Origin of the sequence: Maridesulfovibrio salexigens DSM 2638, assembly GCF_000023445.1 — a bacterium.
Taxonomy (GTDB): Bacteria; Desulfobacterota; Desulfovibrionia; order Desulfovibrionales; family Desulfovibrionaceae; genus Maridesulfovibrio; species Maridesulfovibrio salexigens.
In genome coordinates this window covers 716982-731913 of record NC_012881.1, presented here as the reverse complement: position 1 = coordinate 731913, position 14932 = coordinate 716982, and the positions used below count along the sequence as shown (strand labels likewise).

The window sequence follows — 14932 nt, the reverse complement described above, 5'->3', positions numbered from 1 at the left end:
ATGAAAAAGGTGCTTACTTTAATTCTTGCGGCCCTGCTTGTTGCGGCTTTTGCCGTACCCTCTTTTGCAGGTGACAAAAAGAAAGTTAAACTGGCTTATGTTGAATGGGATTGCGCGACAGCAACCACCAACGTACTTAAAGCCGTTATTGAAGAACGCATGGGTTACGAATGCGAAATCATCCCCGTTGCTGCTGCAGCCATGTGGCAGGCAGTTGGAACCGGTGATGTTGACGGACTCGCAACCGCATGGCTTCCTATCACCCATGCCGACTACCTCAAGCGTGTTAAGAACAAGGTTGTCGACCTCGGGCCTATCGTTTCCGGTGCCAAGCTGGGCTGGGCTGTTCCTTCTTACGTAACTGTTGACTCCATTGCTGATCTTAACAAGTACGCAGATAAATTTGACGATAAAATCATCGGCATCGATCCCGGTGCAGGCCTGATGCGTCTTTCCGAAGAAGCAATTGATAAATACGGCCTCGACAAATTTGAACTCATGGAAGGCTCCGGTGCAACCATGACAGCTGCTCTCAGCGATGCCATCAAAAACAACGAATGGGTTGTGGTAACTGCATGGTCACCGCACTGGATGTTCGGCCGTTGGGACCTCAAATATCTTGAAGATCCTAAAAAAGTTCTCGGTGAATCCGAGACCATTAACACCATCGTCCGCAAAGGCCTCGATAAAGACATGCCTGAAGTTTACGCTTTCCTCGATAAATTCGCATGGAAAGACGCAAACCAGCTCCAGATGGTTATGGCATGGAATCAGGAAAAAGGAGCAGATCCTTATGAAAGCGCCAAGCGTTTCATCAAGGAAAACAAAGCACAGGTTGATTCCTGGCTGAAATAAGCAACATAGCTGACAGCATCAATTTAAGCCCCGGCAGATTCTTATCTGCCGGGGCTTATTATTTTTTTTGCAGAAAGCTTCCCCTCAAACCTCTTTTAATATATTATAAAATTAAGAAATTTAAAGAAATCCAAGGCGGTAGACCATGACTGAACATACTCCCATCCCTGAAGAGATCATGCATAAGGCAACTGCATTGATGGAAGACCGCTTTACCAACACAGACCGGGAACAACCGGTGCTTGCAACTCTTTTTGAACTTGGAGTCGCCCACGTTGCTCAAGATCTTTTGGAGCACCCTGAGCTTTATAAAGAAAAGGCTCAACTACCCATGCCCAAAGAAAAGTTTGCCCCGGTAGATCCTCTTTCACTCCTCCGAAGTGAAGTTAAACTGCCGTCACTTCCGCAGGTATTCATTGAAATGCGTCAGGTGATCAATGATCCTTCTAGCTCGGCATCTGATCTTGCCAAGGTTATTTCACGTGATACGGCTCTTTCAGCTTTCCTTCTGCGTATGGTCAACAGTGCCTTTTACAGTTTCCCCGCCCAGATCGATACAATATCCCGTGCAGTTGCGGTTATAGGCACTCAGCAACTCTCGACCCTCGCATTGGGCACATCTGTCATGGATATGTTCAAAGGACTGCCTGCAGATATCATTGATTTGGGACTTTTCTGGCGCCACAGCTTTGCCTGCGGAATAATCGCCAGCCAGCTTTCAAAAACCTTCAAGCAAGGCACTCCGGAAAAGTGTTTTGTAGCCGGACTGCTGCACGACATAGGACGTCCGGTGCTGATGATGGCACTGCCGGACCGTGCAATTGCTGCCACTGCCATCTCCCGCAACAAAAAAGCTCTCATGTTCAAGGCTGAGCACGTTGTTACCGGATTTAACCACGCCGAACTGGGCGGGATGCTCCTGCGCAAGTGGAATCTGCCATTTTCGCTGGTAACTGCTGTGCTTAATCACCACAGTCCTGCCAAGGCAGCTAAATCACCGGAATCCCTCTACGTATATTTCGCCAACATAATCGCAAAAACAATGGGGATAGGAGGAAGCGGCGACTTCTTCATCCGCAATGTAAACAACGAAAGATGGGAAAAACACGGCCTGACCCCTGATAAACTGCGCCAGCTTGATGCCGAATTGGGGCCTATTCTCGATGATGCTTTTTCCATCCTCAAAAATATGGCTGCATAACAAATAGTCCAAAAGCTAGGATACTTATACTTACAAACAACAGTGCATGGTCCATATCAAGACAATAAAAACAAGTGCTCACAGGTTTGACAAGGCTGTTTAAAGAAAGTACTTGAGCGGGCATACCAAACGGAGGATTTACCATGCACGATAAAGTCGAAGCCGCTCTTGACAAGGTCAGACCCCTTCTTCAGGCTGACGGCGGTAACGTAGAACTCGTAGAGGTAACAGATAAAGGCATAGCCAAAGTTCGCTTGCAGGGTGCCTGTAAGGGTTGCCCCATGTCTCAGATCACCTTGCGGAACGCTATTGAGCGTACCCTGCTCAAGGAGATCCCCGAACTCAAAGGCGTTGAGCCGGCCGAATAATTTTTTTGCCGGCCGGGGCATTCTCCGGCCGGTTGGCAAATCTATTTTTTGAACAACACAGGTTCAATCAAAATACCGCCCCCGATGGCGGATTTTTTAGTTTTCAGGAGACAACCATCATGGCTAAGACCGTAACCAGATTTGCACCCAGTCCTACCGGACATCTGCACATCGGCGGCGCACGCACCGCACTTTTTGCATGGCTACTCGCCAAACATGACGGCGGGGACTTTGTCCTGCGCATTGAAGACACTGACCGCGAACGTTCCAAACAGGAATACACCGATGCCATTCTTGATTCCATGAAATGGCTGGGTATGGACTGGAACGACGAGCCGGTATACCAGAGTGACCGCTTCGATCTCTACAACGGCTACATTGACCAGTTGTTGGACGAAGGTAAAGCCTACTGGTGCGACTGTACTCCCGAGCAGGTTGACGCCATGCGCGAAAAAGCCATGAAGGAAAAACGTAAGCCCAAATACGACGGTTCCTGCCGCGAGAAAAATCTCGGCCCCGGCGAAAACAGGGTTGTACGTTTCAAGGCTCCCCTTGAAGGCCGCACAAATTTCACTGACATGATCAAAGGGCCCATCAGCGTTGAAAATGCTGAGATGGACGACATGATCCTGCGCCGCAGCGACGGCTCCCCCACCTACAACCTTGCTGTTGTAGTGGATGACCACACCATGGGCGTTACCAGCGTCCTGCGCGGAGATGACCACGTAAACAACACCCCGCGCCAGATTCTGCTTTACCAAGCTCTGGGCTGGGATGTTCCCAAGTTCGGTCACGTGCCCATGATCCTCGGCCCGGACAAGAAGAAGCTTTCCAAGCGCCACGGTGCACTTTCCGTAATGGAATACGAAAAGATGGGTTACCTGCCCGAAGCGGTAGTCAACTACCTCGTACGCCTCGGCTGGTCCCACGGAGATCAGGAAATCTTCTCCCGCGAAGAACTGATCGAGCTTTTCAATACCGACAACCTCGGTAATTCCCCCTCCGTTTTCGATACCAAGAAACTGGACTGGGTAAACAGCGAATACATTAAAGCTAAGGCTCCGGCTGACCTCATCCCCGGCATGCGCACATTCCTGCCCGAAGGCGTTGAAGCTGAAGATGCATACCTTGAAAAGATCATCCCTCTGCTTCAGCCCCGCTCCACCAACTACAAGGAAATGGCCGACATGTGCGACTTCTTCCTCGTGGACAGTGCAGCTCTGGAATATGATGCAGCAGCTGTGGAGAAGGTTTTCAAGCCCGAAGCAGTTGAAATTCTCAAAGAACTGACCGCACGCATCGAGGCTGACGCTGAGTTCAGTCACGATTCTCTCGAAGCTGTCTGTAAAGGTTTCCTCGAAGAGAAGGAACTCAAATTCAAAGCTATCGGACAACCCGTACGTCTCGCACTCTGCGGACGTACCCAGTCCCCCGGCGGCCTTTACGACCTCATGCTCGTGCTGGGTAAAGATGAAACCATTGCCCGCATGAACCGCGCTGTCACTCTAGTTTAGAATCGCTTTAGCTGACAGATCAGACAATAAAAACTCCGTACTTCCCATGATGTACGGAGTTTTTTTATGACTTAGAAAAAATCAATTCACTTTATCTGGAGGAAAATATTTATCGAGGAGTTTTAACCACTCGCCTTCCATCTTCAGCTCATCAAAAGCAGCCTGCCACTTCCTGACCACCTCATCTGAAGTGTCATGCGCAAAAGCGATGTAACTGGAAGTAAAAAAAATAGGAGGTCCAACCCGCTTCAGCACACTTAAATCCAACTCAGGATTACGCTCAAAAAAATATGAAATAGCCTTACGGCCCATGGGAACCAGATCAGCCCTTCCTCTAAGCAACTTCAGAAAATCGCACTTCTGAGAGGAACTCACATCAAGATTGGTATACCCCATACTGACTAGATTCTGATGAAAAACATCATCCCTTGTTACTGCTATCTTGCCGACTTTTTTCGCATCGCCCAGTTCTTTTAAATCTATTCCGCTATCTTTCGTTGTGTAAAAATATACATCATCCCAAAAAATAGGCCCTACAAATTTAAACATTCCCGAACGCTCAGCAGTCATACACATGGGAAAAAGAGCATCCCCATCACCAAACTGCAACATCTTATACCCACGTGCCCACGGATAAAAGGTAACTTCGCTGGATTCACCATCCAGCTTCTCCTGAATCTTTTGGACCAAATCGATAAAGAGTCCATGTGGCTTACCTCCCTGTTTGTAACTGTATGGAGGATATTCCTCGGCCATTAACTTCAATTTAGAAGCATCAGCGTTAACCGAAACAATAGACAGAAAGAAGACCAAAATAAATATTCGAAAAGCAGTAAGCATCTTGGTACATAGCCACAAACACAAAACAAAAGCAATGAGAAGCAGAAACAGGATCATTACAATTATTCACAGCTTCAGCTTGTGAGTAAACGCACACTCTAGTGGAAACTATTGCTATTTACCTACGATTGCTTCTAACATTGCAATCAATTAATACACCGTAACCGGAGTCAATATATGTCCACCTTTGAGATTTCCTCCCATCATCTCCCGGCATTCACCTTCAATTCCCGCCGCTCTCCGGTATACGCAACAAAAGGGATGGTTGCTTCGAGTCAGCCACTTGCCACTGAAGCCGGAGTGGAAATACTTCGTAAAGGCGGCAATGCAGCTGATGCTGCCATTGCGGTTGCTGCCGCCCTTGCTGTTGTGGAGCCATGCAGCACCGGATTGGGTGGAGATGCATTTGCGCTTTTTTACTCTGCTACAGCAAAAGATGTTTTCGCATTGAACGGTTCCGGTAAATCAGCTCAAGACATTTCCCTTGAAAAAGTTACTGCTATGGGAATTTCCGGAGAACTCCCCCTGCGCCATGCCATGACCGTCAACGTTCCGGGCGCTCTTGGACTTTGGGCCGATCTGGTGGAGCGACACGGAACTCTGGAACTTTCTGAAATCTTCGCTCCGGCAATTCGATACGCCATGCAAGGTTTCCCGGTCAGCCCCGTAACAGCACAGCTTTGGAATGAAGGATCTGAAATCCTTAAACACAGTCCCGGCGGCGAACAATTGCTATTAAATGACAAAGCTCCCCGCTGCGGTGAAATCATGCTCAACCGCAATCTGGGGCTGCTGCTTGCGCGTCTGGCGGATCATTCCCCATCCGGTGCAAAACAACTTTTCTACACTGGTGATATTGCAGAAAAGATAGTCAAAATAGTCCGCGATCACGGCGGCTTCCTTTCTGAAAATGACATGGCTTCACACTCAAGCCTGTTTCAAGAATCCATCAGTGTAAATTACCGCGGATATGAAATCCATGAATGCCCGCCCAATGGTCAGGGACTAGCTGCCCTGCTAGCCTTAAACACACTTAATGATATTGATGTAGCCGAACTGGGCGCACCGGACTCTCCCGAGCGATTGCATCATCTTATTGAAGCTATGCGGCTCGCATTTGCTGATGCCCGCCTGCACGTTGCCGACCCCCATCATTATTCTACCCCTCTTAAAAAGCTGCTCTCCCCCTCTTATGGCGCGAAAAGGGCAGCCCAAATTTTCCCGGACCGGGCCAAGCTGGACAACACCAGTGGAGTCCCCCTCAATTCATCTGATACTGTATACTTCTGCGTAGTGGATAAGGACGGTAACGGCTGCTCTATGGTTAATTCCAACTACCTTGGATTCGGAACCGGAATAGTCCCTGAAGGACTGGGGTTCTCACTGCAAAACAGAGGGCACAACTTTTCTCTCGATCCTAACCACCCCAACGTGCTTGCCGGAGGTAAACGCAGCTACCACACAATCATTCCCGGCATATGTCTGCGCGAAGACAAATCTCTGCACTCAACATTCGGTGTCATGGGTGGATTCATGCAGCCGCAGGGACATATGCAGGTAATCTCTGCCATGCTTGATGACGGCGCGAATCCGCAGGAAGCACTAAATAGACTACGTTTCTGCATTGAACCGGGAGAAGCCGGAGGTAAAATATGTCTGGAAGAAGGGCTGCCCGGTGCGACAATTGAAAGACTCTCCGCCATGGGACATGAGCTTGAAATGCGCGGAGGATATGACCGAACTCTTTTCGGACGGGGACAGATAATCGTGCGTGATCCGGAAAAAGGCACACTTTGCGGAGGATGCGATCCCCGTTCCGACGGACATGCCGGCGGACTGTGTTAATAGTACAAAAGACAAACAAAAACAGACTATCCCACTCTACATTTGATCATACAATCAATTTACACAATACATTATTTAACACATGCAATAATATTGTTTTCAAAAATCAAAAGTACTAAACCATTGTAAATCGTAAATTTTATACATTCTGGATTTTTTATTAATTCTATACTATACCCCTTTCATAATCCATTGATCTACACTTTACACATCCGCTAGATTAACATCCAACATCGGAGGAAGAATGTTCAAGAAATTCTCGAGCCTCGTTTTAACCTGTATGCTTTGTCTTAGCTTCACAGCCGCACCTTCACATGCAAGTGACAATAACCTGATCATCGCAACTGCCACTACAGGCGGAACATACTATCCTGTCGGTGTTGCCATTGGAACACTGGTCAGCATCAAGCTTGCCAAGGCGGACAAGATCACTGCTACAGCAATCAACTCTGCCGGCTCCGGTGAAAACGTGCAGATGCTTAAGAACAAGGAAGCGGACCTCGCTATTCTGCAAGCACTTTTCGGCCTTAATGCATACAAAGGCGAAGGCCCCTACAAAGGTAAAGCTTTCAAGGAGTTCCGCTCCATCACCATGCTCTGGGAAAACGTTGAACATTTCCCCTTGCTCAATAAATACGTTAAAAAAGGGGATATCTCCGACCTCAAAGGTCTGGATAAAAAATTTTCCATCGGTAAACGCGGCAGCGGCACTGAAGGTTCCGGCCGTACCCTGCTTAAACTCATGGGCGTGGATGTAAATAAGGATCTCGTTCTTGAATTCCTCGGCTACACTCCTTCCGCTCAGGCCATGATGGATGGTCGCATTGCCGGCGCCAACATCCCCGCAGGTCCTCCCGCTGCAGCAATCACACAGCTTTACGCCCAGCTCGGTTCTGACGATGTAACCGTACTTGGATTCACTGACGATCAACTGGCAGAAATCCAGAAAGCCTACCCCATCTGGAACCGCTACATAATTCCCGCAGGCACCTATCCTTCCCAGAAAGAAGACATCAAAACCATTGCACAACCTAACTTCCTGGCCTGCCGCGCTGATCTGCCTGACGAAGTCGTCTACAAGATCACCAAGACCATTTACGAAAACCTGCCTTTCCTGAACAACATCCACAAAGCGACCAAAGCAATGTCACTTGAACGCGCAACAGCAGGCCTGCCTGCGCCCCTGCATCCCGGTGCTGAAAAGTTCTACCGCGAAGTCGGTGTGATCAAGTAATTACGATTAAGGGCGGTGGATAAACCCACCGCCCCATACTCTTTCCAAGGATATTTTATGACTGACACGACTTCCCCAAAGCCGGCAGTTAAGAAAGATTCTGGTGGTGAAACCCTTGCTATCAAACGAGTGATAGAGGGAAACACTGCCAAATTGCTCTATGCCACGGGCATCATCTGCTCCCTCTTCCATCTCTGGGTAAACACCATCGGCATTATGCCGGAAATTCAGCGCAATGCTGTTCACTACTCTTTCATGCTCTTTATCGGATTCCTGCAATATCCGATGCTCAAAAAACATGCCCGTGAAACCCTGCCCATTGACTATTTTCTGGCAATTCTATCCTTCGCAACGGGCCTTTATCTCGTATTTTTCGAAGACGCCCTACACATGCGCAATGAAGTTCCGATCATGGCGGATCTCATTGCAGCAGGCTTGGCAATTGTCCTTTTAATGGAAATCACCCGCAGGACCACCGGACTGCTCATTCCCTGTCTGGCTGCTATATTTCTGGCCTACGGACTTGGCGGCGGACAGTATCTGGACGGACTATGGCACTTTCCGGGCGTAACCATCCAACGCATGCTTTACCGCATGTACTTTGCCCCGGACGGTATTTTCGGAACCATTGCCACTATCTCAAGTACCTTTGTATTTCTGTTTGTGCTCTTTGCTTCATTCCTGATCAAATCAGGAGCCGGAGAATTCATTATCAAACTGGCAATGGCCACCATGGGACGCACCATCGGCGGTCCCGCAAAAATGGCTGTTTTCGCATCCGGCTTTATGGGATCTGTTTCAGGTAGCGCGGTTGCAAACACCGTAGGCACAGGCTCCATAACCATTCCGATGATGAAGAAGACCGGATTCCCCAGCAAATTTGCCGGAGGGGTTGAAGCCGCAGCCTCCACAGGCGGACAGCTCATGCCGCCCATCATGGGTGCAGGAGCTTTCATCATGAGCCAGTGGACTCAGATTCCCTACCTGACCATTGTCGGCGTGGCCTTCATTCCGGCAATCATGTATTTCGTCAGCGTCGCTTTTTTTGTCCATTTACGTGCCAAAAAACTGGGCATCAAACCCATTCCCGAAGAAGAAATCCCGCGCATCGGCGATGTCATCAAAGAAGGCTGGAACTTTTTCATTCCCATCGGCGCACTCATGGGTCTGCTTATGTATGGATTTACTCCGACCTTTGCAGCCTGCGGCGGTATTGCTGCCATTGTTGTTTCCAGCTGGCTTAATCCCAAAACCCGCATGTCCGGGCGTGACATCATGGATGCACTTGCATCCGGCGGTCAGAACATGGTCACCACAGGTGTTATCCTGCTTTGTTCCGGCATTGTCATAGGTGTGGTTCTCATGGTCGGCATGGGCATCAAATTCTCAATGCTCATCACCATGATCGCAGGCAACAGTCTGCTGCTGACAATAGTAATGGTTGCTGCGGCATCGCTCGTATTAGGCATGGGCCTACCCGTAACCGCCTCCTACATCGTTCTGGCGGTCCTTGCTGCCCCGGCCATGCAAATGCTCGGTACAAGCCTTCTTGCGGCCCATATGCTCATCTTCTGGTATTCTCAGGATGCCAACGTGACCCCGCCCGTCTGCCTTGCCGCATACAGCGCCTCAGGCATATCCGGCTCCAAGCCGCTGGAAACGGGATTTGAATCGTGGAAAATTGCCAAGGGGCTTTACATTATCCCCTTACTCTTCTGCTACACCCCGATCCTTTTCGAGGGACCGCTCTGGCAGGTTGCCGAGACCGTAATCACCGCCACAGCGGGCCTGTTCTGCTTCGCGGTATTCTTTGAAGGTTTCAACACCTATGCTCTTAATATCACCCAGCGGGCTTTATACATGGGTACCGCAACACTTCTGCTCTGGCCGGACATGCGACTGCATGCAGCAGGGGCCGTATTATTAGTAGTAATGATGCTCAGAGAGCGATCGGTATTCAGAAAACAGGCTTTTGAAGCTGTGTAGTTAAAAACAAAAACAAGACAGAAGGGAAAGTTTCTAACTTGAAACTTTCCCTTTTTTCATCCTGCATGTTAAATGAAGTGTAATCTTTCCTGACTCAAATTATCCAAAGGAGCTGAACTATGATCACTATCATGGAAGAGAGCAGCGGCCCCATGCTGGCTGTAACAGCCACCGGCAAAGTTTCCGGCGAGGATTATACCGAAGTCTGGATTCCCGCCTTGCAAAAAACAATTACGGAACACGGCAAATGCAGAGCCCTGCTTTACATGGATGAAAATTTCAAAGGCTGGGATTTGAAAGCCATGTGGGAAGACACCAAGTTCGGTTTTGCCCACCGAAATGACTTTGAAAAACTGGCAGTTGTCGGCGGCCCTTCGTGGGTTGAATGGGGAACCAAAGTTGCCGGAGCAATGGTTAGCGGAGAAGTGAAAACATACCCTGCCGAGGAACTGGAAACGGCCTTGAAGTGGACGGCAGAATAAAAATTAATCAAAATCAAAAAAAAGCCCCAGCCATAAATAATTATGACCGGGGCTTTTTACACGACGAATCGTGCGAAAAGTGAAACAGAAGCTTAGCTTACTGCTTTCTTTGCTACGGGCTTAACAACAGCGCCGGAGCGGATGCAGCGGGTGCAAGCTTTGATGCTTTTTACTTCACCGCTGGGAAGCTGAGTGCGGACTTTCTGCAGGTTAGGCATGAAACGTCTCTTAGTCTTGTTGTGAGCGTGGGAAACGTTATTGCCAGTCTGAGGACCTTTACCGCATATATCGCATACCTGGGACATGTTGAACCTCCTTGATGGTAGTCACTTTTTTTAGATTGCCGGAAAGCGCGGAAACCCGCAAGGGAAATTGCTCTTCCCGAACAAAAGAGGTATCATTTAAACGCTCGCTCTGGAAAATGCAAGCTCTTTTTCCTTGACAGAAGAAAAAAAACTCATATAGGAAACCCTTCCGCGAGGAGAAATATGTCTGAACTCTGGATTACATTAAACGACATCCCCGAAGAGGGACAAAATTTTGTTTTCGAGGACCAGAATTTCTGGTCTGCTGCATGGAAACAGTACAAAGTAGAAGTCAAACCCGGCGATGCGCTGGTGTCTGAAGTCTACGTCCTTCCTCAGGATAAAGGATGCCTTGTCAGAGGTGGAACCAAAGGTTCCGTGACAATTGCATGCGACAGATGCACGGCAGACTACAAGCACAATATTTCTACCGAATTCGAGGAATATGAGCAGGTCGCTGAAGACGGAGATGATGAACCATCACCCGTTGTAAAGACCAAAGAAGGACTCAAAATCGATATCGGTGCCCTCCTCTGGGAGCATTTTGTAATGGCTCTTCCGATTAAGCCCCTTTGCAAAGAAGAATGTAAAGGACTTTGCGGCAAGTGCGGAGCTGACCTGAATGAAGGCGGCTGCGAATGCGAACAGGAAGAGGGCGATCCAAGGCTTGCGGTTTTCCGCAATCTTAAGATAAAGAACTAAATTCCGATCCGCACGGATCGGTTTAAAAAAAACTCTTTAGGAGACTTAGTCATGGCACAGCCGAAAAAGAAAACTTCCAAATCCCGCAGAAACATGCGTCGTTCCCACGACCACGTAGCAACCCCCAACGTAGTATACTGCGAGTGCGGTGAACCCATCATCCCTCACAGAGCTTGCTCTTCTTGCGGTTCCTACAAAGGTCGTCAGGTAATCAATTCCGAAGATGCCTAGCATAATACCCCGCATTGCCGTAGACGCCATGGGTGGCGACTACGGTCTTTCGGTTATAGTTCCCGCCGCGGTGAATGCCGCTAAAACGGGACTTCCGATTACGCTGGTAGGTGATGAGCACATGATCCGGTCCGAGCTTGAAAAGCTTGATACCGGATCATGTGTTATTGATATTGTCCACGCTTCTCAGGTTGTCACAATGGAAGACAAACCTGCCGACGCAATGCGCAAGAAGAAGGACTCGTCAATTCAGGTCGCTTGCAGACTGGTCAAGGAGGGCAAGGCCGACGGTGTCGTCAGTGCCGGCAACTCCGGGGCTACTGTTGCCTGCGGCATGTTCACCATCGGTCGGATCAAGGGAGTCCTGCGTCCGGGTATGGCCGGAATTCTGCCCACCGAAAAGAAACCCATGGTCCTGCTTGATGTAGGAGCCAATGTGGATTCCAAACCGGAACACCTTTTCCAGTTCGGTATCATGGCCGATGTACTGGCCCGTGATGTGCTGGGTTACGAAAACCCGCGCATCGGTCTTTTGACCATCGGTGAAGAGGAAGGCAAAGGCAACACACTGGTAAAGACCACCTACGATATGCTCAAGAATTCTTCCTTGAATTTCATGGGTAATATTGAAGGACGAGATATCTTTACCGGTGATGTAGATGTTGCCGTTTGTGACGGTTTCGTGGGCAACGTGGCACTCAAGCTGGCTGAAGGGCTGGCCCACAGTTTCGGCAGCCTGCTGAAAGGCGAACTCAAGCGAGACATCGTTTCCAAGCTGGGAGCCATGCTCGCAATGAAAGCTTTTAAAAGATTCAGTAGACTGTTAGACAAGTCTGAGTACGGCGGAGCTCCGGTCCTCGGACTGAAAGGAATTGTCCTTGTCTGCCATGGTAAAGCCGATTCCCGGGCAGTGGAAAAAGCCATTGAAATGGCTGCCACCTTTGTCAAAAACGATGCTGTCGCCCACCTGAAAGAAGGGTTGGCCGCGCACAAGGAAATCACCGCACCCAAATTCTAGTGTAACGCCCTCGAAATCTTCGCTGGGCGCATCACCAGAGCGGACTTCCTGCGGTCCTGTTTCGGACAGTAGGCGCATCACCCCGGAAAATCGCTCCCTTTCCATCCTAAAACAGGAATGGCGTAATGAGTACTTTCTCACATATCAGGGGCCTTGGTTTCCATGTCCCTGAGCGGCTATACACTAACAGTGATCTTGAAAAATTCGTTGATACCAACGATGAATGGATAACCACCCGCACCGGAATCAAACAGCGCCATGTTGTTGAAGACGAAACATGTCTGGATCTGGCTTACGAGGCATCTGTAAAAGCCCTCAAAGCCGCAGGCATGGAAGCGGAAGAACTCACCCACATAATCATCGCCACCTTCACCGGCGATATGCCTGTTCCCACCACATCCTGCCTGCTCATGGAGCGGCTGGGTATCAAAAACAGAGCAGCCATGGATCTTTCCGCTGCCTGCTCCGGTTTTGTATACGCTGTTGAGGTGGCCCGGGCACTCATCAATCTCGATCCCTCTTCAAAAATTCTGGTCTGCGGTTCTGAAGTCGTCACCAGCCGAGTCAACTGGGAAGACCGTTCCACCTGCGTTCTCTTCGGAGACGGCGCCGGCGCTGCGGTAATGACTGCCGGTACTGACGATGAACCCGGAAAAGTACTCGACACCCTCGTCCGCGCCGATGGCGGTCCGGGCATGAACCTGACCATCAAAGGCGCAGGTTCTGCTTACCCCTATAAGATGGGGGATACCGTAGGCGTTGAGAACTTTGTAGAGATGCAGGGACGTGAAATTTACAAGCATGCAGTCCGCTCAATGACTTCCATCTCCAATGAAATACTTGAGAGACAGGGTTTGACCATTGAGGATGTTGACGTACTGCTCCCCCATCAGGCCAACATGCGCATCATTGAGGCCGTGGGTAAAAAGCTGGGTATCGAACGCGAAAAGGTTTTTGCCAATGTGGATAAATTCGGCAACACTTCTGCCGCATCAATCCCCATCGCACTTGCCGATGCAAGGGAATCCGGATTCATCAAGGATGGGGATCTGGTTCTTCTGGCCACCTTTGGCGGCGGCCTGACCTGGGGATCTTCTTTGATCCAATTCTAATGCGGTGTTTTATAAAATTCTGCTGTTTTTCACTGAATTTTAACAACACCTCTGTATAAAAGGGAAAAACAACACTGTGCAAACGCACATGTATGTTTAAACAAATTAATTTAGATTAAATTTGCAGTCAAAGCCGCTTTAGGCTATGAGACGCAGGACTAGATTAATTTAACATAGAGGGAAGTAAATGAGTGAACTGCCAAGCACCGCCCTTGTAACGGGCGGTTCCAGAGGAATCGGAGAAGCCTGCGCCAAGAGGCTCGCCAAAGACGGCTTTGAAGTAATCATCACATACGTAAGCCGCCCCGACGGAGCTGAAAAAGTCTGCGCTGAAATTGAAGCTGCAGGCGGCAAGGCCCGCTCATTCAAGCTTGATTCTTCTGACCGTGAAGCTGTAACTGCCTTTTTCAAGGAAGAGATCAAAGGTAAGGTAAAGCTGGATGTTCTGGTGAACAACGCCGGAATCACCCGCGACGGCCTTCTGGTCCGTATGAAGGATGAAGACTGGGACAAAGTCCTGGACATCAACCTGACCGGAGCCTTCACCTGCCTGCGCGAATCCGCAAAGATCATGATGAAGCAGCGTTACGGAAGGATCATCAACATTTCCTCTGTAGTTGGACAGGCCGGTAATGCCGGACAGGCCAACTACGTATCGGCCAAAGCCGGCCTTATCGGGCTGACCAAGGCCAGCGCCATTGAGCTTGCTCCGCGCGGTGTCACAGTGAATGCCGTTACTCCGGGATTCATTCAGACCGACATGACCTCAGAACTGCCTGAAAGAGTCATGGCGCAAATGATGGATAACATACCGCTGAAAAAACTCGGCACATCCGATGATATAGCAAACGCGGTTTCTTTCCTTGCCAAGGATGAATCCGGTTATATCACAGGCCAGACTCTCGCTGTTAACGGCGGGATGTACATGTAATCAAGAAACACTAAAATAATGATTTGGAGGGGACTATGTCCGCAGCTGAAAAAGTAAAAGCAATTATCGTAGACCAGCTTGGCGTATCCGAAGACGAAATTAAACCCGAAGCTTCCTTTGTTGAAGACCTCGGCGCTGACTCTCTCGACCTGACCGAACTCATCATGGCTATGGAAGAAGAGTTCGACGTTGAAATCGAAGACGAAGAAGCTCAGAAGATCCTCAAAGTCAAGGATGCTATCGCATTCGTAGAAAGCAAGCAGTAGACTGATTGCTTACAAGGGTTTTTAAAAAGAGCGCCTTATTGC

16 protein-coding genes are annotated in these 14932 nt (G+C 49.2%); 14 read left to right on the top strand and 2 right to left on the bottom strand.

Annotated elements, in window-relative coordinates; translation table 11 throughout:
* From DESAL_RS03380 to gltX, 4 genes are all read left to right on the top strand, one after another.
* Positions 1-855, top strand: a complete 855-nt coding sequence (locus DESAL_RS03380) for a glycine betaine ABC transporter substrate-binding protein (protein ID WP_015850559.1) — start codon at positions 1-3, stop codon at positions 853-855.
* Between the two features lie 145 nt (positions 856-1000).
* Positions 1001-2056 carry an HDOD domain-containing protein gene (locus DESAL_RS03375; protein WP_015850558.1) on the top strand — a complete coding sequence of 352 codons (1056 nt, stop codon included), beginning with the start codon at positions 1001-1003 and terminating at the stop codon, positions 2054-2056.
* A 143-nt stretch (positions 2057-2199) separates the two neighbouring features.
* The gene (locus DESAL_RS03370; RefSeq protein WP_015850557.1) at positions 2200-2424 is read left to right on the top strand and encodes a NifU family protein; all 225 of its coding nucleotides are present in this window, start codon (positions 2200-2202) and stop codon (positions 2422-2424) included.
* 119 nt (positions 2425-2543) lie between these two features.
* A complete protein-coding gene (gltX, locus tag DESAL_RS03365; protein WP_015850556.1) occupies positions 2544-3938 on the top strand; it encodes a glutamate--tRNA ligase in 1395 nt (464 codons plus the stop codon).
* A gap of 81 nt (positions 3939-4019) precedes the next feature.
* Here gltX and DESAL_RS03360 read toward each other — a convergent pair whose 3' ends face one another.
* Positions 4020-4751: a substrate-binding periplasmic protein gene (locus DESAL_RS03360; protein WP_245543781.1), complete on the bottom strand. Its 732-nt coding sequence runs from the start codon at positions 4749-4751 to the stop codon at positions 4020-4022.
* Positions 4752-4955: 204 nt separating this feature from the next.
* Here DESAL_RS03360 and DESAL_RS03355 point away from each other — a divergent pair, with 204 nt between their 5' ends.
* The 4 genes from DESAL_RS03355 to DESAL_RS03340 all read left to right on the top strand — a co-directional run bounded on the left by DESAL_RS03355 (position 4956) and on the right by DESAL_RS03340 (position 10325).
* Positions 4956-6623, top strand: a complete 1668-nt coding sequence (locus DESAL_RS03355; RefSeq protein ID WP_015850554.1) for a gamma-glutamyltransferase family protein — start codon at positions 4956-4958, stop codon at positions 6621-6623.
* A gap of 244 nt (positions 6624-6867) precedes the next feature.
* Positions 6868-7857 carry a TAXI family TRAP transporter solute-binding subunit gene (locus tag DESAL_RS03350; RefSeq protein ID WP_015850553.1) on the top strand — a complete coding sequence of 330 codons (990 nt, stop codon included), beginning with the start codon at positions 6868-6870 and terminating at the stop codon, positions 7855-7857.
* A gap of 57 nt (positions 7858-7914) precedes the next feature.
* A complete protein-coding gene (locus DESAL_RS03345; protein ID WP_015850552.1) occupies positions 7915-9843 on the top strand; it encodes a TRAP transporter permease in 1929 nt (642 codons plus the stop codon).
* A 119-nt stretch (positions 9844-9962) separates the two neighbouring features.
* Complete coding sequence (locus DESAL_RS03340; protein WP_015850551.1) at positions 9963-10325, top strand: SpoIIAA family protein; 363 nt, start codon at positions 9963-9965, stop codon at positions 10323-10325.
* 92 nt (positions 10326-10417) lie between these two features.
* On the opposite strand, the gene rpmB is transcribed toward DESAL_RS03340, so the two are convergent.
* Positions 10418-10630 (bottom strand): 50S ribosomal protein L28, encoded by a 213-nt coding sequence (gene rpmB, locus DESAL_RS03335; protein WP_015850550.1) that lies wholly within the window; start codon positions 10628-10630, stop codon positions 10418-10420.
* A gap of 183 nt (positions 10631-10813) precedes the next feature.
* Between rpmB and DESAL_RS03330 the strand changes: the two genes are divergently transcribed.
* The 6 genes from DESAL_RS03330 to acpP all read left to right on the top strand — a co-directional run bounded on the left by DESAL_RS03330 (position 10814) and on the right by acpP (position 14890).
* Positions 10814-11332: a YceD family protein gene (locus DESAL_RS03330; RefSeq protein ID WP_015850549.1), complete on the top strand. Its 519-nt coding sequence runs from the start codon at positions 10814-10816 to the stop codon at positions 11330-11332.
* Between the two features lie 51 nt (positions 11333-11383).
* Entirely contained in the window at positions 11384-11563 is a 180-nt protein-coding gene (gene rpmF, locus DESAL_RS03325) for a 50S ribosomal protein L32 (protein WP_015850548.1), read from the top strand.
* Entirely contained in the window at positions 11556-12581 is a 1026-nt protein-coding gene (plsX, locus tag DESAL_RS03320) for a phosphate acyltransferase PlsX (protein WP_015850547.1), read from the top strand. The genes rpmF and plsX overlap by 8 nt, the downstream gene beginning before the upstream one ends.
* 125 nt (positions 12582-12706) lie before the next feature.
* Complete coding sequence (locus tag DESAL_RS03315; protein WP_015850546.1) at positions 12707-13693, top strand: beta-ketoacyl-ACP synthase III; 987 nt, start codon at positions 12707-12709, stop codon at positions 13691-13693.
* Positions 13694-13880: 187 nt separating this feature from the next.
* Positions 13881-14624, top strand: a complete 744-nt coding sequence (gene fabG, locus DESAL_RS03310) for a 3-oxoacyl-[acyl-carrier-protein] reductase (RefSeq protein WP_015850545.1) — start codon at positions 13881-13883, stop codon at positions 14622-14624.
* A 35-nt stretch (positions 14625-14659) separates the two neighbouring features.
* Positions 14660-14890, top strand: coding sequence for an acyl carrier protein (acpP, locus tag DESAL_RS03305; RefSeq protein WP_015850544.1), 231 nt, complete (start codon positions 14660-14662; stop codon positions 14888-14890).
* The last annotated feature ends 42 nt before the right edge of the window (positions 14891-14932 follow it).

Bases quoted from the DNA above. Each gene is read 5' to 3' on its own strand.
- DESAL_RS03355 (WP_015850554.1), top strand. From the start codon at position 4,956: ATGTCCACCTTTGAGATTTCCTCCCATCATCTCCCGGCATTCACCTTC.
- rpmF (WP_015850548.1), top strand. From the start codon at position 11,384: ATGGCACAGCCGAAAAAGAAAACTTCCAAATCCCGCAGAAACATGCGT.
- gltX (WP_015850556.1), top strand. From the start codon at position 2,544: ATGGCTAAGACCGTAACCAGATTTGCACCCAGTCCTACCGGACATCTG.
- DESAL_RS03345 (WP_015850552.1), top strand. From the start codon at position 7,915: ATGACTGACACGACTTCCCCAAAGCCGGCAGTTAAGAAAGATTCTGGT.
- DESAL_RS03330 (WP_015850549.1), top strand. From the start codon at position 10,814: ATGTCTGAACTCTGGATTACATTAAACGACATCCCCGAAGAGGGACAA.
- DESAL_RS03380 (WP_015850559.1), top strand. From the start codon at position 1: ATGAAAAAGGTGCTTACTTTAATTCTTGCGGCCCTGCTTGTTGCGGCT.
- DESAL_RS03370 (WP_015850557.1), top strand. From the start codon at position 2,200: ATGCACGATAAAGTCGAAGCCGCTCTTGACAAGGTCAGACCCCTTCTT.
- rpmB (WP_015850550.1), bottom strand. From the start codon at position 10,630: ATGTCCCAGGTATGCGATATATGCGGTAAAGGTCCTCAGACTGGCAAT.
- fabG (WP_015850545.1), top strand. From the start codon at position 13,881: ATGAGTGAACTGCCAAGCACCGCCCTTGTAACGGGCGGTTCCAGAGGA.
- DESAL_RS03315 (WP_015850546.1), top strand. From the start codon at position 12,707: ATGAGTACTTTCTCACATATCAGGGGCCTTGGTTTCCATGTCCCTGAG.
- DESAL_RS03340 (WP_015850551.1), top strand. From the start codon at position 9,963: ATGATCACTATCATGGAAGAGAGCAGCGGCCCCATGCTGGCTGTAACA.
- plsX (WP_015850547.1), top strand. From the start codon at position 11,556: ATGCCTAGCATAATACCCCGCATTGCCGTAGACGCCATGGGTGGCGAC.
- DESAL_RS03375 (WP_015850558.1), top strand. From the start codon at position 1,001: ATGACTGAACATACTCCCATCCCTGAAGAGATCATGCATAAGGCAACT.
- acpP (WP_015850544.1), top strand. From the start codon at position 14,660: ATGTCCGCAGCTGAAAAAGTAAAAGCAATTATCGTAGACCAGCTTGGC.
- DESAL_RS03350 (WP_015850553.1), top strand. From the start codon at position 6,868: ATGTTCAAGAAATTCTCGAGCCTCGTTTTAACCTGTATGCTTTGTCTT.